Source organism: Paenibacillus sp. AK002, assembly GCF_053903045.1.
The window spans coordinates 5,697,603-5,724,022 of sequence record NZ_CP096377.1 but is presented as its reverse complement, the minus strand read 5'-3'; the positions used below and the strand labels follow the sequence as shown (position 1 = coordinate 5,724,022).

General features: G+C 54.5%; 24 protein-coding genes. 17 read left to right on the top strand and 7 right to left on the bottom strand.

The window, feature by feature from the left end:
* Positions 1–52: 52 nt before the first annotated feature.
* The 4 genes from M1D70_RS25535 to ppnP all read left to right on the top strand — a co-directional run bounded on the left by M1D70_RS25535 (position 53) and on the right by ppnP (position 7,867).
* Positions 53–2,053 carry a vWA domain-containing protein gene (locus tag M1D70_RS25535; RefSeq protein ID WP_456288302.1) on the top strand — a complete coding sequence of 667 codons (2,001 nt, stop codon included), beginning with the start codon at positions 53–55 and terminating at the stop codon, positions 2,051–2,053.
* Complete coding sequence (locus tag M1D70_RS25530; protein ID WP_456288301.1) at positions 2,037–5,060, top strand: VWA domain-containing protein; 3,024 nt, start codon at positions 2,037–2,039, stop codon at positions 5,058–5,060. Before M1D70_RS25535 ends, M1D70_RS25530 begins: the two co-directional genes overlap by 17 nt.
* A 366-nt stretch (positions 5,061–5,426) precedes the next feature.
* The gene (gene tkt / locus M1D70_RS25525; RefSeq protein ID WP_009589249.1) at positions 5,427–7,448 is read left to right on the top strand and encodes a transketolase; all 2,022 of its coding nucleotides are present in this window, start codon (positions 5,427–5,429) and stop codon (positions 7,446–7,448) included.
* 101 nt (positions 7,449–7,549) lie between these two features.
* The gene (gene ppnP / locus M1D70_RS25520) at positions 7,550–7,867 is read left to right on the top strand and encodes a pyrimidine/purine nucleoside phosphorylase (protein ID WP_456288300.1); all 318 of its coding nucleotides are present in this window, start codon (positions 7,550–7,552) and stop codon (positions 7,865–7,867) included.
* Between the two features lie 121 nt (positions 7,868–7,988).
* On the opposite strand, the gene M1D70_RS25515 is transcribed toward ppnP, so the two are convergent.
* Entirely contained in the window at positions 7,989–8,915 is a 927-nt protein-coding gene (locus M1D70_RS25515) for a copper amine oxidase N-terminal domain-containing protein (protein WP_456288299.1), read from the bottom strand.
* A gap of 162 nt (positions 8,916–9,077) precedes the next feature.
* Entirely contained in the window at positions 9,078–9,974 is an 897-nt protein-coding gene (locus tag M1D70_RS25510) for an NAD(P)-dependent oxidoreductase (protein ID WP_456288298.1), read from the bottom strand.
* A gap of 197 nt (positions 9,975–10,171) precedes the next feature.
* Here M1D70_RS25510 and M1D70_RS25505 point away from each other — a divergent pair, with 197 nt between their 5' ends.
* The 3 genes from M1D70_RS25505 to M1D70_RS25495 all read left to right on the top strand — a co-directional run bounded on the left by M1D70_RS25505 (position 10,172) and on the right by M1D70_RS25495 (position 12,866).
* Positions 10,172–11,527 carry a glucose-6-phosphate isomerase gene (locus M1D70_RS25505; RefSeq protein WP_009589268.1) on the top strand — a complete coding sequence of 452 codons (1,356 nt, stop codon included), beginning with the start codon at positions 10,172–10,174 and terminating at the stop codon, positions 11,525–11,527.
* Positions 11,528–11,633: 106 nt separating this feature from the next.
* Positions 11,634–12,266 carry a YigZ family protein gene (locus M1D70_RS25500; protein ID WP_009589243.1) on the top strand — a complete coding sequence of 211 codons (633 nt, stop codon included), beginning with the start codon at positions 11,634–11,636 and terminating at the stop codon, positions 12,264–12,266.
* A gap of 6 nt (positions 12,267–12,272) precedes the next feature.
* Positions 12,273–12,866: a TetR/AcrR family transcriptional regulator gene (locus M1D70_RS25495; RefSeq protein ID WP_015737204.1), complete on the top strand. Its 594-nt coding sequence runs from the start codon at positions 12,273–12,275 to the stop codon at positions 12,864–12,866.
* Between the two features lie 176 nt (positions 12,867–13,042).
* Here the strand turns inward: M1D70_RS25495 and M1D70_RS25490 are convergent, their stop codons facing one another.
* A complete protein-coding gene (locus M1D70_RS25490) occupies positions 13,043–13,444 on the bottom strand; it encodes a secondary thiamine-phosphate synthase enzyme YjbQ (RefSeq protein WP_009589272.1) in 402 nt (133 codons plus the stop codon).
* A gap of 189 nt (positions 13,445–13,633) precedes the next feature.
* Here M1D70_RS25490 and cysT point away from each other — a divergent pair, with 189 nt between their 5' ends.
* Genes cysT through M1D70_RS25470 form a run of 4 tightly spaced genes read left to right on the top strand, consistent with a single transcriptional unit; the run spans position 13,634 to position 17,398 of the window.
* Complete coding sequence (gene cysT / locus M1D70_RS25485; protein ID WP_456288297.1) at positions 13,634–14,449, top strand: sulfate ABC transporter permease subunit CysT; 816 nt, start codon at positions 13,634–13,636, stop codon at positions 14,447–14,449.
* A complete protein-coding gene (locus tag M1D70_RS25480; protein ID WP_009589250.1) occupies positions 14,446–15,243 on the top strand; it encodes a sulfate ABC transporter permease subunit in 798 nt (265 codons plus the stop codon). The genes cysT and M1D70_RS25480 overlap by 4 nt, the downstream gene beginning before the upstream one ends.
* A gap of 1 nt (position 15,244) precedes the next feature.
* Positions 15,245–16,309, top strand: a complete 1,065-nt coding sequence (locus M1D70_RS25475; protein WP_009589258.1) for a sulfate/molybdate ABC transporter ATP-binding protein — start codon at positions 15,245–15,247, stop codon at positions 16,307–16,309.
* Between the two features lie 30 nt (positions 16,310–16,339).
* Positions 16,340–17,398, top strand: a complete 1,059-nt coding sequence (locus M1D70_RS25470) for a sulfate ABC transporter substrate-binding protein (protein ID WP_456288296.1) — start codon at positions 16,340–16,342, stop codon at positions 17,396–17,398.
* A gap of 223 nt (positions 17,399–17,621) precedes the next feature.
* On the opposite strand, the gene M1D70_RS25465 is transcribed toward M1D70_RS25470, so the two are convergent.
* Positions 17,622–18,188 carry a GNAT family N-acetyltransferase gene (locus M1D70_RS25465; protein ID WP_009589242.1) on the bottom strand — a complete coding sequence of 189 codons (567 nt, stop codon included), beginning with the start codon at positions 18,186–18,188 and terminating at the stop codon, positions 17,622–17,624.
* A gap of 189 nt (positions 18,189–18,377) precedes the next feature.
* Between M1D70_RS25465 and M1D70_RS25460 the strand changes: the two genes are divergently transcribed.
* From M1D70_RS25460 to M1D70_RS25445, 4 genes are all read left to right on the top strand, one after another.
* A complete protein-coding gene (locus tag M1D70_RS25460; protein WP_456288295.1) occupies positions 18,378–19,655 on the top strand; it encodes a serpin family protein in 1,278 nt (425 codons plus the stop codon).
* A gap of 112 nt (positions 19,656–19,767) precedes the next feature.
* Positions 19,768–20,796 (top strand): TIR domain-containing protein, encoded by a 1,029-nt coding sequence (locus M1D70_RS25455; RefSeq protein WP_015737196.1) that lies wholly within the window; start codon positions 19,768–19,770, stop codon positions 20,794–20,796.
* Complete coding sequence (locus M1D70_RS25450) at positions 20,793–21,029, top strand: hypothetical protein (protein ID WP_009589256.1); 237 nt, start codon at positions 20,793–20,795, stop codon at positions 21,027–21,029. Before M1D70_RS25455 ends, M1D70_RS25450 begins: the two co-directional genes overlap by 4 nt.
* A gap of 204 nt (positions 21,030–21,233) precedes the next feature.
* Positions 21,234–21,971 (top strand): MBL fold metallo-hydrolase, encoded by a 738-nt coding sequence (locus M1D70_RS25445; protein WP_175320726.1) that lies wholly within the window; start codon positions 21,234–21,236, stop codon positions 21,969–21,971.
* Positions 21,972–22,085: 114 nt separating this feature from the next.
* Here the strand turns inward: M1D70_RS25445 and M1D70_RS25440 are convergent, their stop codons facing one another.
* Positions 22,086–22,496, bottom strand: a complete 411-nt coding sequence (locus M1D70_RS25440; RefSeq protein ID WP_009589246.1) for a GNAT family N-acetyltransferase — start codon at positions 22,494–22,496, stop codon at positions 22,086–22,088.
* Between the two features lie 220 nt (positions 22,497–22,716).
* Between M1D70_RS25440 and M1D70_RS25435 the strand changes: the two genes are divergently transcribed.
* The gene (locus M1D70_RS25435) at positions 22,717–23,478 is read left to right on the top strand and encodes a TioE family transcriptional regulator (RefSeq protein WP_009589276.1); all 762 of its coding nucleotides are present in this window, start codon (positions 22,717–22,719) and stop codon (positions 23,476–23,478) included.
* 130 nt (positions 23,479–23,608) lie between these two features.
* Here the strand turns inward: M1D70_RS25435 and M1D70_RS25430 are convergent, their stop codons facing one another.
* The gene (locus M1D70_RS25430; protein WP_009589265.1) at positions 23,609–24,415 is read right to left on the bottom strand and encodes a Cof-type HAD-IIB family hydrolase; all 807 of its coding nucleotides are present in this window, start codon (positions 24,413–24,415) and stop codon (positions 23,609–23,611) included.
* 39 nt (positions 24,416–24,454) lie between these two features.
* Positions 24,455–25,357: a DMT family transporter gene (locus M1D70_RS25425; protein WP_456288293.1), complete on the bottom strand. Its 903-nt coding sequence runs from the start codon at positions 25,355–25,357 to the stop codon at positions 24,455–24,457.
* A 287-nt stretch (positions 25,358–25,644) separates the two neighbouring features.
* On the opposite strand from M1D70_RS25425, the gene M1D70_RS25420 reads away from it, so the two are divergent.
* Entirely contained in the window at positions 25,645–26,355 is a 711-nt protein-coding gene (locus M1D70_RS25420) for a metal-dependent hydrolase (RefSeq protein ID WP_456288292.1), read from the top strand.
* Positions 26,356–26,420: the final 65 nt, after the last annotated feature.

Here is a 26,420-nt window from a genome sequence, read left to right as displayed (position 1 = left end):
AGTACAGGCATGTCTCGTTAGTCAGGGTCCATGGGAGTAAGGAGGGGACACGTTGGGGATTCAATCTTGGCTGAGTCTATGGTTCGGTTTAACGCTGCCGGCCATCGTGCTCATGTATATGTTCAAGCGGAAATATGTGGATACAACCGTTCCCAGCCACTTGCTGTGGGAGCGGGTGCTCCGGAACCTGGAGGCCAACAGGCCGTGGCAGAAGCTGCAGAACCGGCTTCTGCTGTGGCTCCAGCTGCTTGCTGCGGCATTGATGGTCTTCGCACTGATGCAGCCCTTTATGCAGGTGTCCGGCGGAGGCAGCGCCCATGTGGTCATCGTTGCCGATACCTCGGGCAGCATGAGCGCGCAGATGCAGCCGTCCGCTGAAGGCGGAGCCGCAACCAGGCTGGAATGGATGCAGCAACGAATTAAGGAATATGTGAAGGACCGGGGGAGACGGAGCGAGATTACCCTGCTGTCCGTAGGAGCAAGTCCCATGACGCTTGTATCCCATGAAAGCGACCGTGCCGCCATCGATAAGGCCGTGGATGATTTACGTCCCTATTACGGACAGGCGTCCTACAGGGAAACCTTATCGCTCGCTTCGGCGATGACGCGGGAAGAACATGATGCAGAGGTCGTAATCTTTACGGACAGCTACTGGAAGCCGGACACGGCCCCCATAGCGTTTCAGGTTCCGGTTTCCGTTGAGAAGGTGCAGGGCGAGCTCCCGCATAACGTGTCCATTGATCAATTCGGCATTTCACCTAGAGATAATGCGGATTCATCATATGCGGCGGTCGCCGTCCTCAGCACGAATGCCGAGGCATCTGTATCGGCCGAAGTAAATCTTTACGGAGATGAAGAGCTGCTGACCAGCAGGATGCTTGAATTGGAGCCGGGGAAGAGATTAACCGAATCCTTTTCCGATCTGCCGTTTGCTGAAGTGTACCGACTTGAGTTATCTCAGGATGACGGGTATACGGCAGACAATCATTCCTTTGCGTTCGGTTTGGGGCACGGATCTTCGCGCGTCCTGCTGCTGACTTCAGGCAATCTGTTCTTGGAGAAGGCGCTTCAGCTGAGCAGTGCCGAAGTCACCCGGGTAGCTTTGGACGAATCCAAAGATAAGACCGCCGAGGATAACGGCAGTGCGGAGAAGGAGGCGGGCAGCGCAGCTGCGGATGTGCCGCCCGTGCCTGAAGGCGAATTTGATCTGCTTGTCATTGACGGGAACGTGCCGGAAGGGTTCCGGCAAGGGAAGTGGGCGGATCTGACCGCCAAGACTCCGTTATGGACGATTGGCGGAGAAGGTGCCAAAGTCGGCAACCAAGGAGGACGCGCCGTGCTGGCCAAGCATCCGGTGACTGCCTATGTCACCTTGTCCGGAGTCTATTTCGGTACGCTGGTGGATCAGGCCCCTGCTTGGGGGGAACCCGTCATCAAGCTGGGGGATCAACCGATCGTCTATGCGGGAAGCGAAAACGGACGGCCTCGATTATCCTTCAATTTCCTGCTTCAGGATAGCGACCTTCCGTTATCCCCGGAATTTCCGGTCATGGTCAGCAATGCGCTGGAGTGGATGACCTCAGGCAAGGGAAGCGGACTTGGCCGATATATGGCCGGCGCGCAAGCGGATATTCCGATTGCAGCGGATACGGTAGCGGCCAAATGGATCCCCAAGAGCGGTCTTGCTCTGGCTGACCGCCTCCCTGCTGCGGAAGTCCTCCGGAATGAGCAAGGGATATCGCCGGTACAGCTCGTGCCGGAATATCCGGGGCTGTACGCTTTTGAACAGCAGAATGAAGCGGGCGAGAAGCTTAATTATTGGCTTGCTGTAAATGCAGACCCGTACGAGGCGGATTGGAGCAACGATCAGGGCCCGGCGGTAAGTCAAGCGGCAACGAACGCGGGTGAGTCTGAAGCGGGAGCTGATTCCGGCACATCCGGGAGTAACGAAACGACGAGCCGTGCCGGCTCGTTAATGCCATGGCTGGCCGCTTTGGCACTGGCTGTGATCGCAGCGGAATGGGGGGTGTACCAGCGTGGGCGTTCAATTTAGCCAACCATGGTTGTTGCTGCTGCTGATTCCGGCAGGTTTATTTCTCTACTATGCCTACAAATCGGATTTCCGATTAAGCGGTTTTCGCAAAAAACTGGCCTTATTCTTTAGAACCTGCGTCATTCTATTATTAATCCTTATGATTTCGGGCTTGCATGGCTTTACCGTTCTCAGGGATAAACAGGTCGTGTATCTGGCTGACCGTTCCGACAGCATGGGGGATTCGGCCCGGATCACGAGCTGGATCAACGATTCCCTTGCGGCAAAAGGCGAGAAGGATGGCACCGCCGTTGTTTCCACAGGTCTTGAAGGCGCCGTGGAGCGGCGTCTATCCCCTGCGGAGAATGCGGGCGCTTCCTTGAACGCGCTCCTGGAGCAGCGGTTTACCGGGCTGGAATCCGGTCTTCAGCTGGCCGGCAGCCTGTTTGAGGGCAGGAGCGATTCCCGAATCGTGTTGATCTCCGACGGGGAGGAGAATGTGGGCAGCATGGCGGCGGCGGGAAGGCTGCTGAAGGATCGGGGGATAGCCGTTGACGTGCTTCCGACTCCGAGGCAGGCCGTCCAGGATGCTGCCGTGGAGGAGCTGAAGGTTCCGGACAAGCTGTATCAGGCGGAGTCGTTCTATGTGGAGGTCATGGTTCGCAGCACATTCAAGACCTCAGGCGAGCTGCGCATTTACGAGGATAACCGAGAGATCGGCCGGGAACGCGTGGATGTAACGCCAGGCGAGAACCGGTACGCCGTGAAGGGCCTGGCCAAGAACCCGGGGCTCCACCGTTACCGTGCCGAAATCTTCATGGACGGGGATGAAGCCTCGGCCAATAATGCGGCATTCGATTTTACCCGGGTGGAAGGTCCGCCGAACGTGCTGATCGTGGAGGGAACTCCGGGCACGTCGGGCAATATCACGGCAGCGCTCGAGTCCGGCATGATCGGCACCGAAGTGATTCCGCCGGAGCTGCTCCCGCTGGAAGCGGCCAAGTATGCCGTGTACGACAGCATCATCTTTAATAACGTTTCCGGCAGCGACGTCGGCGGCAAACCGATGGAGCTGATCGAGCAGGCTGTCCGTAGCTTTGGCATCGGGTTCATGATGGCGGGCGGCGAGGACAGCTTCGGGATGGGCGGATATTTTAAAACCCCGATCGAAAAGGCGCTGCCGGTCTCGATGGAGCTGGAAGGCAAGCGGGAGATTCCATCGCTTGGCCTCATACTGGTCATCGACCGTTCGGGCAGCATGGACGGCAACAAGATCGAATTGGCCAAAGAATCGGCCATGCGCACGGTGGAGCTGATGAGAGCCAAGGACACGGTCGGTGTCGTCGCCTTTGACGACCAGCCGTGGTGGGTCGTACCGCCGCAGAAGCTCGGTGATAAGGAAGAGGTGCTAAGCAGCATCCAGTCGATTCCGAGCGCGGGAGGGACCAATATCTATCCTGCCGTTTCCTCGGCGCTGGAGGAAATGCTGAAGATTGACGCCCAGCGCAGGCATATCATTCTCATGACCGACGGTCAGTCGGCGATGAATTCCGGATATCAGGATTTGACCGATACGATGGTGGAGAACAAAATCACGATGTCTTCCGTGGCGGTCGGGATGGATGCGGACACCAACCTGCTTCAATCCTTGGCGGATGCGGCCAAGGGCCGTTATTATTTCGTTGAGGATGAAACCACGCTGCCGGCGGTATTCAGCCGGGAGGCCGTGATGCTGGCCAAATCCTATATCGTGGATAAACCCTTTGTCCCGGCCGTTCAGAACCCGGGCGATTGGGCGAGTTTGTTCCAGCAGGGCGTTCCGGGGCTGTATGGTTATGTCGCGGCAACGCCGAAGTCTTCCGCCCAGACGGTTCTGTCCAGTCCGGAGCCGGACCCGATCCTGTCGCGATGGCAGTACGGATCCGGCCGGACGGTGGCATGGACGAGCGATTTAAGCGGGAAGTGGTCCAAGGAGTGGGTGTCGTGGTCCGGGTTCGCCGATACGTTGACCGAAATCGTGAAGTGGACGTTCCCGCAGTTTACGTCGTCGCCCTATGAAGTCACTACCGAGACGGCCGGCAACCAGGTGAAGCTGCAGGTCATCGCCAATGGGGAGAATCCGCCGGAGAAACTGAATGCGGTGATCGGGGATGACGAGGCCGGCGAGCAGACGGTGGAGCTCATTCAGGAGGCGCCCGGCCGTTATACCGGACTCGTCAACGTCTCCAAGCCGGGAGCCTTCCTCATGTCCCTTGAGGACGCGAGCGGGGAAGAGCCGCTGCAAGCTGCGCCGGGCACCGGCTTCGTGGTGCCGTATTCGCCGGAATACCGGCTATCTTCCGGCAGCGGCGAGGAAGCGATGAAACGGCTGTCCGAAGCGACAGGGGGCCGCGTGTTATCCTGGGATGACCCGGCCGAAGTGTTCGACCGGGAGGCGACCTCGCGGATGCAGCTCCATGATTGGAGCTACCCGCTGCTGGCGGCGGCCCTGCTGCTGTGGGTCGCCGACATCGCCGTGCGGCGCCTGGCTCTGCCATGGGGCGCCATCGGCGCACGGATGGCCGCCCTGCTCCGCAGGCGGCCGGCCCCTGCCGGCGAGGCCGCGCCTGACGCCGGCCTCGAGCGGCTGGCGGCGCGCAAAGCCCGCGCCGCCCAGTTCTACGGCGGCAGCTCCGCGAAGCCGCCGCCGCAGGCCCCGCCCGCGCGCGAGCGAAGCGGCGCGGGCCAAGGTGCCGGGGGCGGAAGCCCTGCCCCGGCACCCGGCGCAGCTCCGGCAGGGGGCCGCAAGGCCCCGCCGGAGGCGCGCGAGTCGCAGCGGGCGAATGCTCCGCTGCGGGAAGAGCGGCCGGCGCAGGCGAAGCCGGCCGCAAGCCAGGGCGCGCGCAAGGGAAGCGCGCCCACGCCGCCACCCCCGCCGCCGAAGGCGCAGGGGGACGGCAGCGGCCGGCCCGGGGAGACCGGGCCGGCTCCGGAAGGAGGCTCCTCCATGGATCGCCTCCTCAAAGCCAAAAAACGCGGCACGCGCTGATGTGCCGCCGCAAGCTTCGGTCCGGCTGTCGATGTGCAGCTTAGACCGAAGCTTTTTCTTTGCCCGAATGCAGTAACTTTTTCCATGCCGCCGATGTCCCCTAAATCGTTTAACGGATGTCGAATCCGGTTATAACCGGACTAATAAGGGAAATAATGCAAGAGGGATGTCGGCAGCCCTGACGACTTTTACACAACATTGACAATTACGTTATGGAAATGAAAGACGTGTGGTGATACAATAAGAGTCAAAATGATATTCTCAACATTCCTAACTGCTCTGATACCAAGCGAATCGGGGCTGGAGGGACGTAAGAAGCCTTCATTTTCGAAGCTTACTATGGAAAAGATTTGAGGAGGACGAATCATGACAACTGAACATAACCAAACGATCGACAACCTGTCCATCGCAACGATCCGGACATTGGCGATCGACGCGATCGAAAAAGCCAACTCCGGTCATCCGGGCATGCCGATGGGATCCGCGCCTATGGGCTACCAGCTGTTCGCGAAGACGATGAATCATAACCCGGACCAGCCGGCGTGGATTAACCGCGACCGTTTCGTCTTGTCTGCAGGACATGGCTCCATGCTGCTCTACAGTCTGCTCCACCTGAGCGGCTATGACTTGTCCATTGAGGACCTGAAGCAGTTCCGTCAATGGGGAAGCAAAACCCCGGGGCACCCGGAATTCGGCCATACGGCCGGCGTTGATGCAACGACAGGTCCGCTCGGACAAGGCGTGGCCATGGCCGTAGGTATGGCAATGGCTGAGGCTCACTTGGGCGCGACTTACAATAAAGACGGGTTCAACGTGGTGGATCACTATACGTACGCGATCTGCGGCGACGGCGACATGATGGAGGGCGTGGCTTCCGAGGCGGCTTCCCTGGCAGGTCACCTGAAGCTTGGCAAATTGATCATGCTGTACGATTCCAACGATATCTCCCTTGACGGCGAGCTGAACCTGGCCTTCTCCGAGAACGTGGCGAAGCGTTTTGAAGCATATGGCTGGCAAGTGCTGCGCGTAGAAGACGGCAACGATCTGCCTGCGATCGAGAAAGCGATCGAGGAAGCGAAAGGCGATTCGAACCGCCCGACGCTGATCGAAGTGAAAACGGTCATCGGTTACGGCAGCCCGAACAAGCAAGGCAAAGGCGGCCATGGCGGTACGCACGGTTCTCCGCTCGGAGCCGACGAAGCGAAGCTGACCAAGGAATTCTATAAATGGGTATATGAAGAGGACTTCTACGTGCCGGAGGAAGTGCGCGAGCATTTCGGCAAAGTGAAAGAACGCGGCATTGCTGCGTATCAAGCGTGGGTGGATCAGTTCGCGAAATACAAAGAGGCTTACCCAGAGCTGGCTGCGCAATTCGAGCGCGGCGAATCCGGCAAATTGGCTGAAGGATGGGACAAAGACCTTCCGAAATACAGCGCGGACGACAAAGCGGTTTCCACTCGCGTGGCTTCCGGTAAAGCGCTGAACGGTTTGACGGCAGGCGTACCGCAGCTGCTTGGCGGATCGGCTGACCTGGAAAGCTCCACCATGACTCACTTGAACGACCTGGCATCTTTCACCGCGGAGAGCTATGAAGGCCGCAACGTGTATTATGGCGTTCGCGAATTTGCGATGGCTGGCGCGATGAACGGTATCGCTCTCCATGGCGGATTGAAAATTTTCGGCGGTACGTTCTTCGTATTTACCGATTATCTGCGTCCGGCCATTCGCCTGGCTGCGATCATGAAGCTGCCGGTTACGTATGTGCTGACACACGACAGCATCGCTGTCGGCGAAGACGGCCCTACGCATGAGCCGATCGAGCAATTGGCTTCCCTGCGCATCATTCCAGGCGTGACCGTTATCCGTCCGGCAGATGCGAATGAGACTTCCGCTGCATGGGCTTATGCGGTTGAGAACACGGATCGTCCGGTAGCCTTGGTGCTGACTCGTCAAAATCTGCCGATCCTCGCAGGCACGGCGGACCATGCGCGTGAAGGCATCAAACGCGGAGCTTATGTGGTATCCGACGCGAAAGATGGAAACGTGCAGGCTCAAATCATTGCAACGGGTTCCGAGGTTCAGCTTGCCGTTAAAGCACAAGCGGCATTGGCCGAAGAAGGCATTGCCGTACGCGTCATCAGCATGCCGAGCTGGGATCTGTTCGACAGCCAGGATCAGGCTTACAAAGATTCCGTGCTGCTTCCTGACGTTAAAGCCCGTCTCGCCATTGAAATGGCTCATCCGTTCGGATGGGAGCGTTACGTGGGCGACAAAGGCGACATTCTCGGCATCAACACGTTTGGCGCTTCCGCTCCTGGCGACCGCGTCATTGCCGAGTACGGATTTACCGTTGAGAACGTCGTTAGCCGCGTAAAAGGTTTGCTGTAACAACACCCTGATTTAACTCAATATTGATTTTCCGGCACCCGCATCATGCGGGTGCCGTCCATATATCAAGCCATACATATTTTGGAGGGAGAGAGTTGTCGATGTCTCAATTCAAGAATGCGACCGTCACGAAAGCAGCCAATGTGTACTATGAGGGGAAGGTAACCAGCCGCACGGTGCTGCTGGAGAATGGGGAGAAGGTCACGCTCGGCATCATGCTGCCGGGAAGCTATGAATTCGGCACGGATGGCCCTGAAATCATGGAAATCCTGTCCGGCGATTTGCGTGTTCTGCTGCCCGGGGAGCAAGAGTGGTTGGAGATTCAAGAGCCCACGACCTTTAACGTGCCGGGCAATTCTAGCTTCAAGCTGGAAATCCGCGCCGTGACGGATTATTGCTGCTCTTATCCGACGATGTAGCAGGACAAACGGCGCCTAAAGCAGTGAATATGCCAAAAAGGCTCAAAGCCGATGGCTCTGAGCCTTTACTGTCAATGCCGGATGTCAACGCAGGCCGTTAACGGCGGTTGATATAATGGACTTATTCCTCGGGGATCGTCACGATCTCGCCTTTATATCCGGGAGCCCGGTTGTCCAGCTCTACGTATCCTTCGCCCCATTCTTGGATGCGGTCGAGCAGGCGGTAGCTGGTGACGCCGGAAGGGTAGCGGAATACGAATTTGGCAAGGGTCCAATTGCCGGTATCCGGCTGCTTGCCGATCTCCGCTTTCAGCGCAGGCAGGAAGAACAGATCTTGGTTTGCCGGTGCCTTGGCGGAATAATCCAGCTTGCCCTGCCATTTCAGATATTTAACGCTGCCGCGGATTTCGAAATAGCTGGCGATATCGTTATCTACCAAGAAAAAGCGTTGGGATTGGCCTTTGGGAAAATAATAATCCACGCCCTGCATTTCCACGGGCAGCATGTCCAGCTCAGGTTTCTTCAATTCGGATGAATACGGAAGCTTGGCTGCAGCATTCCGGGCGGTGGCCAGATCGGAGCTCTTTAAGTCGGCGATGATATCGGGCTCTGCCTTATTGATATAAGCTGTTTTTAAAGAGCCGTTCCAATAGACGCTGGCATCGAAGGCTTGGGCAACGGCCCTTAGGGGAATCAAGGTTTTGCCGTTATGCAGCAGCGGGGCTGCAGGGAGCGCCTTCTTAACGCCGTTCACCTCCATGCTGGTGATTCCGGCCGCGAGAATCACCGTTCGGTTATCGCCTTGAATGGTCACCTGTTTCTTCTGGTTGTCGTACTTCATGACGTAGTTGCCCAGAGGCTTGAGATCGGTAAGGGTAACAAAGGTGGTGCCCTGCCTGATCAGCACGTCGCCGCTTGCGGTTACGTTGTTAATGGTTGCGGATGGTTTAACTGCTGCAGAGGCTGGCAAACCGCCTATTGCAGGGGACAGAACAGCGGTTAGTACGACAGCGGCTGCCATTGCTTTTAATCGATTGGTCCATTTCATGTTGTAAATTCCTCCCTTTGCATAGTAGACGGAAGTGAAACGCAAAAAGTTTCTTGCCGAGAGGAAAATGATGGAATAGCCAAAAAAATAGCTCCTTCCTCCTAGTCCGGATGAACCGAAAACTAACGAGAAGGAGCCATTATAGATGCATGGCTTGTCTGATTATGGCTGCTGGCCGCCAATCTTCTGGCCGATCCAAGCCTCGTAGCACTTCACGACGGCGGAGAGATCCTCGTCGCCATAGCCTTCGCTGGCACCGGCTTGAAACAGGCTCTTGGCCAGGTTCAGCATGGGCGACGGCATCCCGATGCCGTCGGTGAGCGAAGAGGCCAGCTTCAGGTCTTTGAGCATGAGCGCCAGCGAGAACTGGTTGCTGAAATCGCCTTCGATGATTTTGCGTCCCTTCAGCTCCGCCGCTTTGCTGCCGGCCGATCCCAGCTGCACGAGCTCCAGGAAGTTGTCTGCCGGTATGCCTGATTTCGCGGCGATGGCGAAGCCTTCAGCCAGTGCCAGGTTGTTAATGCCCACAATCGTATTGTGCGCGAGCTTGGCCACGGCGCCGCTTCCGTTAGGCCCCATGTGAATGACCTTTTTGCCCAGGGTGTCAAAAACGTCGGCTTGCGCTTCGATGACGGCGGCATCACCGCCAACCATGAAGACCAAGGTGCCATCAATCGCTGCAGGCTTGCTGCCGGTTACCGGGGCATCCAGGAAGGAAGCGCCGAGGCCGGAAACGGCGGAGGCAATTTCCTTAACCAGGCTTTCGGAGATCGTGCTGCAGTCAATGACGGTCATCCCGCTCGTCAGGGAGCCAAGCAGGCCGTTCTCTCCGTAGAATACATCCCGGATGGATTGGTCGTTGCTTACCATCGTAATGACAAGATCTTGCCCTTCGGCCGCTTCCCGAGGCGTCTCCGCGATGGAGGCTCCCTGTTCGGCGAGCGGACGGCATTCCTCGTGTGTGCGGTTATATACCGTCACATCGTAATCCTGCTTCAGCAGATTGGAGGCCATGGGAGCGCCCATGGTGCCCAGTCCGATAAACCCGATTTTTTTCATAGTCTATATCACCTTCGATTATGGATTCCTGATCCACTCTATCTTAGCACGGGTTCCCGAAACGAAGCCAGTCTTTGCAGGGAATGGAAGCGGGAAGGAGTCCCGCGCATGAAGAATAGATGACAGTTGGCCCGTGAAACTTGCGGTCTTTATTAAATTAAAGTATCCTATTTCTAAATTCACAGGAGGTTTAAGGCATGTCTAAAAAAATCAAGTTTGATTACAGTAAAGCACTGACCTTTGTCAATCAGCACGAAGTTGATTATTTCGCTGAGCCGATCCGCACAGCTCATGAACAGTTACATAACGGTACGGGCGCCGGCTCCGATTATTTGGGCTGGATCGACCTGCCGACTCAGTACGATAAAGAGGAATTCTCCCGCATCCAGAAAGCGGCCGCCAAAATCCAAAGCGACTCGGACGTCCTGATCGTAATCGGAATCGGAGGCTCCTACCTGGGTGCGCGCGCAGCCATTGAAATGCTGTCGCATTCGTTCTATAACGAGCTGTCGAAGGACCAGCGCAAGACGCCGGAAATCTACTTTGCGGGCAACAACATCAGTTCCACGTATGTTTCGCATCTGCTTCAATTGATCGAAGGCAAAGACTTCTCCGTCAACGTTATCTCCAAATCCGGCACAACGACGGAACCGGCAATCGCTTTCCGTATTTTCCGTGCGGAGCTGGAGAAGAAATACGGCAAGGAAGAAGCGCGTAAACGCATTTACGCGACGACGGATCAAGCGAAGGGCGCCCTCAAGAAGCTGGCGACCGAGGAAGGCTACGAGTCCTTTATCATTCCTGACGATGTGGGCGGACGTTATTCCGTTCTGACCGCGGTAGGTCTGCTTCCGATCGCGACGGCAGGCATCAATATCGAAGAGATGATGCAGGGCGCGGCAGACGCCTCCAAGGAGTACAGCAGCCCGAACGTTGCCGAGAACGAGGCTTACCAATACGCAGCGGTTCGCAACGCGCTTTACCGTAAAGGCAAAGGCATCGAGATCCTGGTGAACTATGAGCCTTCCCTGCATTTTGTATCCGAATGGTGGAAACAGCTGTACGGCGAGAGCGAAGGTAAGGATTACAAGGGGATCTACCCGGCATCCGTCGATTTCTCTACCGATCTGCACTCCATGGGTCAATTCATCCAGGAAGGCAGCCGCAACATCTTCGAAACCGTTATTCAGGTGGAGAACGTATCCGAGCATATTACGATCGAATCGGATCCGGACGATCTGGACGGATTGAACTTCCTGACCGGGAAAACATTGGATTTTGTCAACAAAAAGGCGTTCCAAGGCACGATGCTGGCCCATACAGACGGACAAGTTCCGAATTTGATTGTGACAATTCCAGATTTCACTCCCTATTCGTTCGGATATCTGGTATACTTTTTCGAAAAGGCCTGCGGTATCAGCGGCTATCTGTTGGGTGTCAACCCGTTTGACCAACCGGGCGTAGAGGCGTACAAGAAAAATATGTTCGCGCTGCTCGGCAAACCTGGGTACGAGAAAGAGAAGGCCGAATTGGAAGCTAGACTTTCCGAATAACCCGACACTTTCATTGGATTAGACGTAAGACGCTGAAGGAAGCAGTCCGCTGGCATATCATTGCCGTGGACTGCTTTCTTGGCAATATAGAGGTGGTTGTTGTTTCATGCTGGATCGTTACAAAACGGTACGTCAGGCGGGCTCCAAGGAGATCGTCATCAAGAAATCGCGTTTCATCGGGCATGTAATGCCGGTAGAAACCGAAGAGGAAGCCGTCGCTTTTATTGAAGAGATCAAGAAAAAACATTGGAATGCTACGCACAATTGTTCCGCTTACATGATTGGCGAGCGGGATGAGATTCAGAAGCAATCGGATGACGGGGAACCGAGCGGAACGGCCGGCAAGCCGATTCTCGAGGTGATCCGCAATCAGGGCCGGAAGAACGTAGCTATCGTGGTCACGCGTTATTTTGGCGGCATTATGCTGGGTGCGGGCGGATTAATCCGGGCGTACACCGATGGAGCCGTGGCTGCGATCGAGTCAGGCGAACCGATTACAAGGGTTCTTCACCGGGAGATTTTTGTGGAGCTGGATTATACCTGGCTGGGTAAGGTGGAGAACGAGCTTCGTAACCGGAACGTACGCATGGGAGAGACAAACTTTGCCGACACGGTGACTTTGACCTGCTTGCCGCTCGATGGTGATGCGGAGAGCTTTATGACTTGGATGGTGGATTTGACACAGGGGCAGTCCTTGATCACGGAGGGAGAGCGGCTTTATTTTATTGAAGGGGAATAAAATAATATGGCAAGAAGAGCAGTCGAACGCGAGTTGTCGAGAGAGCGGATACTGGAAGCAGCCAGGCATTTGTTCATAACCAAAGGATACAGGGCCATTTCGATGCGAAGCATCGGGCAGCATTTGGGTTATAGCCACGGCTCTTTGTATTATCACTTTAAGGAAAAGGCGGAGCTATTCTACGCCATTGTCATGAAGGACTTTAATGATCTTAATGATTTGCTGTTGGAGGTCTCGGTAAAGCCTCCCTGTGACGGGGTATCGAAGCTGGAGCAGCTGATGCTGGAATTCGTCCGTTTCGGTCTGGATAATCCTTACCAGTACGAAATCATGTTCATGATCCGGGACGAAGAGCTGCTGTCTTACTGTCGCTCTGAGCAGGGACGCTGTTTTGAAATGTTTGCTATGCTGGTTCGTCAGTATTTGCTGGAGGAGAATTACAGTGAGGAAGAACGGCGAACCGTTCCGCTGACTTTGTTTTTGTCGCTGCATGGATTTATATCGTATTATATTCAGGACAGAATCGGTTTTGATGAGATTAAACCAGCCGCTCTTACCCATATCAAAGTGTTATGCCGGAGTCTGTACAGCAGAGTCTAATGTTTTCATGCTGCCAAGACGTGCAGCTTGACACTTCAATCCGTTACAACGACCTAGCGTTGAAACGTCAATCACCTAATGAACCATAAAACAGACAGGCGCGCTCCCTTGCATGCACCTGTCTGCTTTTTGTGCTTTTATTTCATTCGCTTGACTGCCGGTTCCAATTGCCGGTTTTATCCTTCCATGATCTTCACATGATATTGGCGCTGCCTCGGTCCGTCGAATTCGCAGAAGTAAATTCCCTGCCAGCGTCCAAGAAGCAGGTGCCCGTTCTGAATGATCACGGTCTGCGAAGGGCCGCAGGTGATCGATTTAAGGTGGGAGGCCGTGTTGCCCTCCGCATGGCGATACTTGGGATGCTTCCATGGATAGACCTCATCCAAAGACATCAGCACGTCCCGTTTCACATCGGGATCGGCGTTTTCGTTGATGGCGATTCCCGCCGTCGTGTGCGGACAATAAATCAGGACCGTTCCTTGCTGGACTCCGCTTTGTTTCACGAAAGAGTGGATCTCCCTTGTAATATCCCTCATCTCATCGCGTCCTTGCGTAGCCAATTCACCCGTATACAGCATCGCAATAACCTCCTCAACTTTTTCCATTTCTTTTATTTTACCCGATAAAGTGCAAAAGATGGATTGACGATGGGATTCAGCTTTTGGTAAAGTATGTGTAAAGTAAAACCAAGTATACAAATAGGAAATATAAAGATGGTTTGTGGAGGAGTCGACCGGAATGCCATCCGGAGGCGGGAGGGATACGAGATGACAACATGGATTCGTCATAAAGGTTGGACTTGGGGTTTTCGAAGCACCGTACTGCTTTATTTTCTTGCCTTGATCGTACTGCCGATCTTTGGGGTGTATGTGCAATCATTCTCTGCGGGATGGAGCCATTTTGCGGAAAGCGTAATGGATCCGATCGCCTGGAAGGCCGTGCTGCTTACCATTAAACTGGGCCTAATCTCTACTTTCATCAACGTGCTTATCGGAACGATGATTGCTTGGGTGCTCATACGGTATGGATTTCCGGGAAGGACGCTGCTGAACAGTCTGGTGGATCTGCCCTTTGCGCTGCCGACGGCCGTTGGCGGCTTGATGATTTTGCTGCTGCTTGGGCCGGGGAGCTTGCTTGGAGGCCTGGCGGAGAAGCTCGGCTTTGAAATTGTGTTCCATCAGCCTGCGATCGTGGTCGCCATGCTGTTTGTCACGTTTCCGTTTGTAATCCGGGCGGTTCAGCCGCTGCTGGAAGAGCTGGACCCGCTGGAGGAAGAGGCCGCATATACGATGGGCGCTTCCAGAACGAGAACCTTTTTTAAAGTTATCCTGCCCTCGATGCTGCCGGGAATTATCAGCGGAGGGATGCTGGCCTTCTCGAGGGCATTGGCTGAATTCGGTGCCGTCGTCCTGGTGGCCGGCAACATTCCTGGCAGGACGCTGATCGCTTCGGTATTTATTTTTGGTGAGGTGGAGAGCGATAATCCGGCCGGAGCGGCTGCCGTATCGATTCTGCTTCTTACGCTCTCCTTCATCATCCTCTGGGTGATCAATGCCGTGCAGCAGAGGGGGAGACGAGCTTGAAACGATTATGGATCGGACTTACGTATGCCGTATTTATCATCCTGCTGATCATTCCGCTGTCCCGAATTGCGATCGGTGCGTTCGATAAGGGGCTGGACGGGTTTGCGGAGGGGCTGCTCAGGCCTGAAGCCCTGCATGCCCTGATGATGACGGGTCTGATTGTGGTATTCGTTACTTTTTTGAATGCGTTGTTTGGCATCATGATGGCGCTGTATCTGGTGCGGGCAAATTGGCTCAGCCGAAAGATCAAGGGCATTCTGAACAGCATTGTCGACCTGCCCTACGCTGTTTCGCCGGTCATCGGCGGTTTGATGATTGTGCTGCTGCTGGGACCCGACAGCATCATCGGCGGTTTTTTTGAAGGAATCGGGTTTAAGGTGGTGTATGCGTTCCCCGGCATGGTGATCGCAACGCTCTTCGTTACGTTCCCGCTGATGGTTCGCGAGGTCATGCCCGTGCTGCAGGAGATCGGAAACGATCAGGAGCAGGCGGCAGCGACGCTTGGGGCATACGGGTGGACCACGTTCGTGAAAGTAACGTGGCCTTCCATCCGGTGGGCCGTCGTATACGGTCTGGTGCTCACGGTAGCCCGTTCATTGGGCGAGTTCGGCGCCGTGCTGGTTGTATCCGGCAACATTATGAACAAAACCCAGACGGCGACGACGCTAGTGTATCAGGACGTGGAGAATTTCAACGTGGCTGCGGCGAATGGAGTGGCGCTGGTACTGGCCGCCTTCTCCGTAGGTCTCTTGCTGCTGATGGAATGGGCCAAAAAAAGAAAGGATGTGCATTGATATGCATGTGGAAGTTCGCGATCTGAACAAGCATTTCGGTACGTTTCACGCCGTCAAGAATGTCAGCTTCGAGATTGAAAAGGGACATCTGATCGGGCTGCTGGGGCCCAGTGGAGGCGGTAAAACCTCCATCCTGCGCATGCTGGCCGGGCTTGAAAATCCGGATTCCGGACAAATCTCCTTTCATGGCCAAGTGGTCAATGACCTGCCGCCGCAGGAGCGCGGCATCGGCTTTGTGTTCCAGAACTATGCCTTGTTTAAGCATATGACCGTGTTTGACAACATCGCTTTCGGCTTGAAGGTGAAGAAGGCCGCCAAGGCCAAAATCAAAGACCGGGTAATGGAGCTGGTGGAGCTGACGGGCTTGAAAGGCTTCGAGAGCCGCTACCCGCACCAGTTATCGGGCGGACAGCGCCAGCGCGTAGCCTTTGCCAGAGCGCTTGCGCCCGAGCCGCAGCTGCTCTTATTGGATGAACCGTTCGCCGCAATCGATGCGAAGATCCGCCAAGAGCTTCGCTCCTGGCTTCGCGATCTGATCGAGCGGGTCGGCATCACGTCGATTTTTGTTACGCATGATCAGGACGAGGCCATTGAAGTCGCGGACGAGATCATGATCATTAATCAGGGGCGCGTCGAGCAGAAGGGAACGCCGTGGGATATTTACAAGGAGCCGAAGACGCCGTTTGTCGCTTCCTTCATAGGCGAGTCCACCGTCATTTCAAGCGCTGCCGAGCTGAAGGGATTTGAGGCAGCCGCTAACAAGAATGCGACGCGCGCATTAATTCGCCCGGAATATATCGAGATTGGAAGCGAGCATGATTTCAGCGTGCTGTCCGCCACGGAGACGGGGATCGTCCGCCATTTGCATTTCCGCGGCAGCGAGTGGCTGGTGGAGGTGGAGGTCAAGGGACATAAACTGATCACCTACCGGTCGCTGGAGAAGGAAACGCTGCAGCCGGGCCAAGAGGTCCGCGTCCTCGTTCATCGGGCATATCTCTTTAACGACGAGCACAGCTGGATCGAGGAAAATCGCCTGAAGGTCGATCCGATGCCGATTATGATCTGATGATTCTAAATAACGAAGGGAAGTGGATTCATGCGGATCTTGAATATGAAACGAACTTCATTCCTGCAAGTGGGCATGGCGCTTCTCTTCAGTTTGCTTATCGCAGGATGTGCTGATGATCAGCCCGTCAGCGAAGCAGCGATATCGCAGCCGGGCGAGCGAACGATCGTGCTGGGCGCGTACAGCGTGGCCAGGGATGCGTTGTCCGAGATTATCCCCGCTTTTCAAGCCGAGTGGAAGGCACAGACGGGAGAAACCATTCGTTTTCAGGAATCCTACGAGGCCTCCGGAACACAGGCGCGCGCCATTACGGGCGGGTTTGAGGCTGACGTCACGCTGCTTGCCATGGAAGGGGATGTCGATAAGCTCGTCAGGGCAGGACTCGTCGACAAGGAGTGGAAATCCCAGCCGTATAACGGCATGGTGACACGCTCGATTGTCGTTCTCGGTACCCGCGCCGGAAATCCGAAAGGGATACGGGATTTCGACGATCTAACCCGTTCGGACGTCAAGGTGCTGTATCCGAATCCGAAGACCTCGGGCGGAGCGCAGTGGGACATCAACGCGATATACGGCGCCGGCCTGAAACAATCGGAAGAGAATGGAACGCGTGATCCTGCCGAAGCGAAAGCCTTCCTTGAAGCGGTTCACCGCAATGTGGAGTCGCTCGATAAAAGCGGGCGGGCTTCGATGGCGGCTTTTGAATACGGGGTAGGGGATGTGATCGTTACGTATGAGAACGAGCTGCTGGCCCGGATTGCCCAAGGCGTCCAGTATGACATTGTTGTACCGCAGCATACGATGCTGATCGAGAATCCGGCCGCAGTCGTGGAGCGGTTTGCGAAGAAGCACGGCACTGAGGATGTATCGGCGGCTTTTGTGGAGTACTTGCGTACGCCGGAGGCGCAGAACATCTTCGTGAAGCATGGCTTCCGTCCCGTCGAGGAATCGGTGTTTGAACAGACGAAGGAGCGGTTTGCCAACCCGCCGGGGCTGTTCGACATCGAGTATCTGGGCGGATGGGACCAGGTGCGCGAGACGCTGTATTCGAAGCGAGGGGTTTGGTATCAGGTGCTGGCAGGGCTGTGATGCTCTGTGGTATATGGAGCGATTGATAGGTTCATGAGGGATCGTCGCGTGCGAGTTGCGTTTCTTGCATGGCCGTCGGCGACAAAAAAAGAGATAAAGCGAGCCGTTCAGGATATCCTGACGGCTCGCTTATTTGTACGTACAGAACATTAGCAGTCGTCTGAATGACGCCTCCTTTTTTGCAAATATGCCACGTATACAGATTATTCCGTACTATCTTGCTCTATACGGTTGTTTTGCGCGCTTCCCATTCTTCTCGCAGAATGCCCATGCGAATGGAGTCGTAATAGACGCCGTCGTAATACCGGCACTTTCGCATACGGCCTTCGAGCTGCATGCCCACCTTTTCCGCACAGCGCATCATTCGCGGATTGCCGGACCAGGTCGTAATGCCGACACGGGCGATGGTGAGGTTTTGGAACAGGCAATCTACCCACAACGACAGTGCTTCCGTACCGTACCCGCCGCTCCAACGGCCCGGGTCATAAATCAGGATGCCGGCTTCAAGCCAGCGAGAGGCCTCATGCTCCCAATAGAATGTGACGATGCCAATCGTTGTGCCCTCGACTTCGATGAGCAGATCGCTCGGAAATTGATCGGTTTCGAAGTCGGCATTCCACTGCGTTTCAAAAATTTCGTAGGAAATCTGCTTGAGCGGAAAATAAGGGGCGTCGTATTTTTTCCATTCCGGGTTCTTCGTGCCATAGATCAGATTATATAGAACAGGGGTATCCTCGGGTTTCCTGGATCGCAGCGTCACTTTGCTGCCTTCAAGACGGATTTTTTGCATATGTAGAAATCCCTTTCGCTCTGCATGTCTTTTTAGGTATGTTGCTGGAACTCATCTATTCATTGTAGCGGTGATGAAGTGGATTGCCAACTGAATTTGGATAAATGATCCTTTATATGAAACATTAGGTGTGTCGATTCCGTCAATAGCAGATAGATCAAAAATCTGGCATTGAAGGGGGACAAGGTGATGCGGAATAAAAAGATACTCACAGGCCTATGTTTGCTTGTTGGGCTTACCGCCTGCGCTCAGGACAGCGGGATCCAGCCAGGGGAATCGCAGGGCATTGCGCATAAGCAGACCAAAGTGAAGGAATTGTCGGCGCAGGAACGCAAAGAGGTATTAGGCAAGGTGGATGCCGGCATGGTGAAAGCGCAGAATGATTTTGGTTTACGGTTGCACCAGGCGTTATCGGATAACCCTGAGTACACGAGCGATAACCTGATTATTTCTCCATACAGCATCACGCAGGCCTTGGCACTGGCTTATAACGGGAGCGCGGGCGATACGGCTGCCGAGATGGCCGATATGCTGGGCTGGAGGGGCATGAATGATGCAGGCATCAATGAAGGCAACCGCCAGCTCCGCTCCTTGCTGGAGAATGGAGGCGGCGTTGTGCTGAACGTAGCTAATTCCGTTTGGCACCGGCCAGGTCTTAAGCTAAAGGAGGCTTATGCGGAGGCCGTAAAGGACAGTTACGGCGCGGAGGTCAGGGAGACGGACCTTAAGCAGGAGGAGGCAATGCATGCAATTAACCAATGGGTGAAAGACAAAACCAGCGGCATGATCCCTAAGATATATCATGAGCCGCCAGGCGGCGTTGCGGTCCTGATCAATGCCATATATTTCAACGGCGGGTGGACGGATGAATTTGATCCGGCAAATACCGTGGATGAAGAATTTACGCTATCTGACGGCACCACTCAACAAGTCCCGATGATGAAGAGGGAAGATAGATACAGCTATAAAGAAGGAGAGTCCTGGCAGGCCATCCGCATTCCATATGGAGATGGCCGCATGCACATGCTGGTCATCCTGCCGAAGGAATCCTCCACGATCGATAAGCTGCATCGGCAGCTGTGGAAGGATGCGTCCGTTTGGAAAGGCGATTACACGTTCGAAACGGTTCAGCTCAGTCTGCCCAAGTTTAAGGCGGAGCAGAGCTTTGAGCTTCCGGATGCCCTTAAGAGCCTTGGCATGGTCAAGGCATTCGACGCCGTCGAGGCTGATTTTAGCAAAATGGCCGAACAAGGAGATGGATTTTGGATCGATCATGTCACACACCAGACGATTGTCGATGTCAGCGAAAAAGGGACAAAGGCCGCAGCTGTGACAGCGGTGGGAATAACGGAAAGCGCCGAGCCTACCGAGCCGATCGCCATGAATATCAACCGCCCTTTTTTCTTTGCCATTGAAGATCGGGACACGGGTGCATGGTTATTTATGGGGTCTGTTTTGAAACCGTAGCATATACTATACCAACATGCGCCTGCCATAATTTTCACCCAAAAATAGGCAACTTTGTTATAATGGTCGAATAAGACTAAAATGTATAACAAAGGGAGAATAGGATGTGCCTATGACCATACCGAAGCCCAATTTATTCATAGGTTCTTCCAGAGAGGCCATCAAGTATGCAAGGGCGATCCACGAACAGATCAAACGCTCCGCCCAAGTGACGCCTTGGTACGGGGGTACGTTCGGGGCGAATATGTATACGATGGAAGCTTTGGAGAAGCAGCTGGCGTCCAGTGATTTTGGTGTGTTCGTCTTTTCTCCGGATGATGTGGCGCTCATTCGAGGCAAACATGTATTTGTTACCCGCGACAACACGTTGTTTGAGATGGGGCTATACTGGGGAAGGCTCGGGCGGCGAAGGGTATACTGCATCATTCCGGATCAGGTAGAGGCAGACAGCAGTTCCGTTCAAGACGTGATCGTTAAGGATTATCACCTACTCTCCGACCTGCAGGGCATTACGCTGCTCGAATACGAGCTTCGAAGCGACGATGATTATAAATCTGCCGTCGATGTCGCCTGCGGGCATATTCTGAGCGCGATCGAAACCGAAGGATTCTATAACAACCCGAGCACATTGATTGAACAGAAGGATGCGGAGCTGAGACGCAAGCAAAGCGTGCTGCATTTTTTCTGGGAATATAACCGAAACGTGCATGTGAGCGATGAAGCGGAAAAATATCATGCACTGAGTGAAGCCGTCCGAAACTCCTTGCTCCCGCCGGCTGCAGGGGATTTCCGGGTGACCGGCGCAGCCTTTTGGGGACGAAGGGATGAAGGCATTGCCCAAATTGGGGGTAATGTAGGTAAAGGACGGTATTTCCCGTTCGATGGGAAAAAGGATCATTCGCCAAGCAACCAGTCGATTTACGTGATTGATGTCTATAATAGTGGAAAATGGGCATTTTATCACGAAGAGGAAGTTGCGCAGGTGTATGTGTTCTGCTATCCTTTAGGTGTAAATCATGTATTGTCCGTGCATTTTACGGGACATGAGATTCTTACGGATGAAGATCTCGCGGAGGTTGTGGAACAGAATCGTGAGCTGCTTCGTACCATCAGGCATTTAGTTGGAGGGGATTCGTCGTGAGCAGGAATGAGAAGAAGAGAACGTCAGGTCATCCGCAGGGGTCCGCCAATGGCAGCAGCTGGGTGGTTCGGGGGCCCGTACCGATGATGAGTACGCTGAAATCCCGGAAGCGCTCGGTCAGACGCTCAAGCAAGAGCAGTGTATATGTCGGTCCTTCCGTGGAAGGTGTGGATAAGAAGTACGTCAAGGTCATCAGCGGAGCTGTTGACGATAATAAGCCCTCGTTTGCTTAATGAATTGCTATCATAGCCATATCGATCGTATGACATAAATGACGAAAGACCGTTCGGGATGAGCCCGGCGGTCTTTGTTTTTTTCTTCGTGCGCTAATACAATAAAGGGACAAGGTTTGCTTAACCGTGAAGGAATCCAATACATAAAAATGGGGGATACGTGTGAGCGGAGATACATTAACTTTTCTGGGAACCGGGGATGCGATGGGCGTCCCGCGGGTATATTGCGATTGCGAGGTATGCACGGAAGCGAGGAGTACGGGCGTGAACCGGCGATTGCGCTCCTCGGTGATGGTGGAGTGCGGCGAAACGTCCTTCATGATCGACTGCGGTCCGGATTGGCGCGGCATGATGGAGGGGCTCGGGATTCGAAAAATGAGCGATATGCTGATTACGCACGCCCACTTTGATCATATCGGAGGCCTTCCGGAATGGAGCGATGCCTGCAGATGGCAGAGGGAAAAAGGCCGGCTATACGCCCCAGCCGAGGTGCTGGACCAGATTGTCCGGCAGTACCCGTGGCTTCCGCGGCAGATGGAGATGACGCCAGTCGATGAAGGATTTACATTAGCTGGCTGGGAGATTTCGTGCTGGAAAGTAAACCATGGCAAGAACGGGTACTCCTACGCCTACCGGTTCCAGAAGGACGGGTACACATGGGTATACAATTCGGATTCGATTCATCTCAGCCTGGAGGAAAAGGAGCCGCTGAAAGGCGTGGATCTCCTGGTACTGGGAACCAGCTTTGTTCATGAAACCGCCCAATTCGAGACCCGTTCCGTCTATGACATGAAGGAAGCTGCAGAGCTGCTCGCCGAGGTGAAGCCTCGCCAAACGGTGTATACCCATATGTCGCATGACGTCGACGTTCGGAAAGAGCTGCCTCTGCCAGAGGGAGTCCGTGTGGCGGTGGCGGGGATGACCGTGAGATTGAATAAATGAAAAATATGGAGTAGTTAGTCCGGCCATGTGTGCGGCTCGACGGCTCCCATGCGGAGACCTATAGCGTGAACATGCGGCAGGATTGCCGCTTTAAGTCGCTGGCAGGGATATCACTCACACAGATCCGGCCATACCGTATCGTTCAGGGTACAGCAGCTTGAAGCCGGCGTGTTGATACAGCTTGATTCCGGGAACGTCCGTGATGACGGTGACCTCGGCTCCGCTTGGCGCTATTTTTTTCAAGCGGCCGAGCAGTTCGGACACGATCGTTTCTTCAAGCCCTTGATCCCGATAGGATGCCGCGGCCATAACATCTACCAGTTGAAAATACAAAGCGCCGTCGCCGATCACCCTCCCCATACCGATCAGCCGGTCATTGCCGTCACGGACAAGGACGGAGAGCAGGCTGCGGTTGAGAGCGGTCTCTGCGATCGATTCCTCGACCTCAGTCAGCCCTGCATCGAATCTAAGATCGAAATATTCCTTAAGCTGTGGAACTTCCTCGGTTATGTGCATATTCATCATGATCAGCCTCCCGCTGTTAAGAATACGTTCAACTTGCCCCTACACCAACCAATATACTACATTGATGCAAGTGAGAAGCTGCCGGGCGGCGAATTCACCCACACCCTTGTTGATGTTGCACAAACCTTATCATTGCACCTTAATGTTTTAATTTAAGGTTTGCCAATGGCCCGCGATTCTGGTAAAGTAGGTTCTCAATCGTGGTCGGGGAGGGGACGGCATGCATTACTACAAGCCGAAAGACATCGCCAAAGAGCTGCATATCAGTACGAGTGCTTTAAGGCATTACGAATCTTGGGGAGTGGTGCCCTCACCTGAGCGGAACGAGAAGGGGTACCGTCTATACACGAAGATGCATCTCGCCTACTTCCGGTGTCTGCGGGCCATGTTCCCCGGGTTCGGTTATGCCGTAACCTATGATGTGATTCGCCATATCCAGAAGAGGGAGATGGATGAAGCCCTCTGGCTCGTGAACGGGGAGCAGGTCAAACTGCAGCAGGAAAAGACCATTGCGGACGAAACGTTAGCCCTGCTTGAGAATCCCGGGCTTGACAGTATCAGGGATAAAAAGCTGAAGGCTCATATGACGATCGGCGAAGTTGCCGAATTGACCAACGTGGAGTCGTCCGCCATTCGTCACTGGGAGAAGGAAGGCTTGATCACTCCCGATCGCAACCCCGAGAATGGATATCGGCTGTACAGTCCCTCGCATGTCCGGCAGATTTTGCTGATTCGCTCGTTAAGGCGGACCGTGTATTACCTGGAGAGCATCAAGGAGATTATTCAGGCCGTGGAGCATCAGAGCATTGAGCAGGCCAAAAAATTGGTCCGCGAAGCGTTGTCGGTCATTCATCAACGAAATTTGCAGCAATTCAACGGCATTCATAAACTGATGGAGCTGTGCATGGAGGTAGGCTTGCTGGAGTTCAACGATGCGGCTCTTCTGAAGCCGATTCTAACATTTAACCCGGATCGGGAATGATCGACAGGCCGCGGCGGCCATGCGCTTCCCAAGGAATCGGTTAGAACGCCGCATTGGCCCGGTTTATGGACAGGAACAAGCCCCCATGGATATCATGGAGGCTTGTTTGCGCAGCTAGTTATTTTTCGTATTAACCTTGGTTGAGCACGAATTTATCAATGACATGCTTTACGCCGTCTTCGTTATTCCCCAGCGTAACGTAATCGGCAATCGCCTTAAGCGGCTCAATCGAATTGCCCATAGCGACGCCAAGTCCGGCTGCCTCCAGCATTTCGTGGTCGTTCCAGGAGTCGCCGACAGCGATGGTTTCCTTGAGATCGCAGCCAAAATGATCGGCCAGGAAGGTCAGCGCATGTCCCTTTGTGCCTTCCTTATGCATGAACTCCAGAAAATGCGGCTTGGATTTGGTAATATGGACTTCATCGCCAAGCAGCTCGCGGAATATAGGGATCAGTTCATCGAGATAGTCGGGATCGTCAATAATGAGCATTTTCGGTGTCGGTTTCCGAACCATCGTCATAAAATCAGGCTCGATATAATAAGGCGTCCGGTTCAGGGCGCAGTAATCGATCAGCTTCTGATTCTCTTCGCGGGCATACAGCTTGTCATCAATGTAGGTTTGCAGATGCAGATTGTGCTCCACGCAGTATTCAAACAGCTTTACGGCAGCGTCGACGGGAACGAAGCGTTCGTAGAGAACCTTTTCGTCGAGCAGATTTTTGATCAAGGCACCTTGGTAGGTGATGATGGGAACGTTGAGTCCGGTTTGACGGGCAATCGCCTGGGCTGACGCATAGGCACGTCCGGTTGCCAGCGTCACGACGACGCCGTGGGCGACCGCTTGCTCAAGCGCCTGCTGGACGCCAGGGGTTACTTCCTTATCGTCATTGATCAGGGTGTCGTCAATGTCGATGGCCATCAATTTGTAAGTTGTCAAGGGTATCTCTCCTTTTTGATTCTGTCTCTGTCTTTAACTCTATTGTACCTTCTGTGGCGCAGACTTCAATTCCGCAATCACCATTCCCGCCAAAATACACAGGCAACCGATGCCGCCGATGAGCGTAAGCCGTTCTCCGGCAAACAGAATTCCCGTCAGTGCCGCGAATACGGGCTCCGTTGCATAGATGATGGCAACCCTGGACGGCGTCGTGTATTTTTGGCAGACGGTTTGGATCCAGAAGGCGAATGCGCTGGTTGGGCCGATGGATACGGCGAGCGCCCACAGCACGTTCGGCTCGGTCAGCTTCTCCATCAGATCCGCTGCATTGCCCACATGTTCGGTTAAAGCGGAAGCTATCAGGCTGAATACCCCAACGACGGCCATCTGGAGCGCTGCCAGCAGCAGGGAGGGATATCGGCCGGCATAAACGCCCGTATAACCGATATGGAGCGCAAAACCGATGGCGCAAACGAATACGAGCACATCGCCCTTGTTCAGGCTCATGCCGGATCCGGCGAAGGTGAGCAGGTACAGGCCCGCTGCAGCAAGCAAGGCGCTGATCCAAGTGAATCTGGAGATGGAGTGCTTTAACAGCGCGTACGATATGAAAGGCACCAGCACGACGGACAAGCCGGTAATGAAACCTGCATTGGACGTGGTCGTGTACAGAAGGCCCGCCGTTTGAAAGGCATAGCCGATAAACAAAAAAAGACCGAGCAGGCAAGCATGCAGCAGCATCCTGCCGGATATTAGCTTCCACTGATTCCGGTAAAAGAGGGTGATGATCAATGCGAGGAGCAGGGCCGCTCCCAGAAAGCGGGCCGAATTAAAGGCCATGGGCGGGAGGACGCGCACCGCATACTGAACGATGAGGAACGTGGAGCCCCACATCATGGCCACCAGAAGCAGGCTGATGTCGGCGATACGTGAGCGATTCACTAGGTAGTCATCCTTTCCGATGATGCGAAACTCAAATTGCAGCTTCCCGTACATTCGTCCCCGGGCGTAAGCCATGGGCAAGTGATCAAATTGTATCCCATATGAGCGGATCGGACAACCATTTTTAAGCCTGCAAAAGTGGAAGGGGTAGACAAAAAGAGGATGATTTTGCTATACTAATGAACCGAACGTATATTCTCATGACCCTGGGCTATCGGACGTGAAGATCGGCAAGCGATCCATCGATTCCATAGTCAGCATTGAGCTTAGAAAGGAAGAATGTCATCATGATGGGCAGAGCTCATTTGATTATCAGCACAGGGGTCACGTTATCCGTCATGGGCATGATCGGAGTGCCTGTCACGCTGCCGGCCGCGGCAGTGGCTTTGGTCAGCTCGCTGCTTCCCGACATCGACGAGCCCAACTCCCTGCTGGTGCGCAAGGCGATTCCTTCCGGGCTGCTGCGAATTCTTCAGCTGGCGATGATTGGCGCTGCCATATTCGTTGTATTCTACGGCAAGGAGTATGCTCCTTGGAATATCGCACTGGCCGGGCTGATCGGGGTTGTTTCGTACCTGCCGAGCCGGACGCTGCGCCATGTCGTCATGTTCTTGATTGGCTTGGGACTGATCTCCTTCGGGCAGGGCTTCAGCCCATGGAATACGATCGCAGGCAGCGTGCTGATTGCAGGCTCCTTGGTGACCCATCGGGGGTTAACCCATACCGTCTATGCCGCAGCCGGATGGACGGGCCTGCTATATTTTGCGTCACAGGGCAAGATCGGCGGGGAAAGCCTATGGTTTGCCGGCGGTTTATCCTACTCGATTCATTTGCTCGCAGATGCGCTGACCAACCGCGGAATCCGTCCGCTTCCTCCGTTCAAATGGAGAATCAAGCTGAAGATCATGAGCACCGGAAGCAAATGGGGACGCACGGTAGAGAATGCTTGCATTGTGCTGACGCTGGTCCTTGTTTGGTACGTGTTTATGGCTTCTTGAATCGGGGATATGCAGTTTTACAATGAAAAAGCCTCCCGCCCTTATGCAATGCATACGGGGCGAGA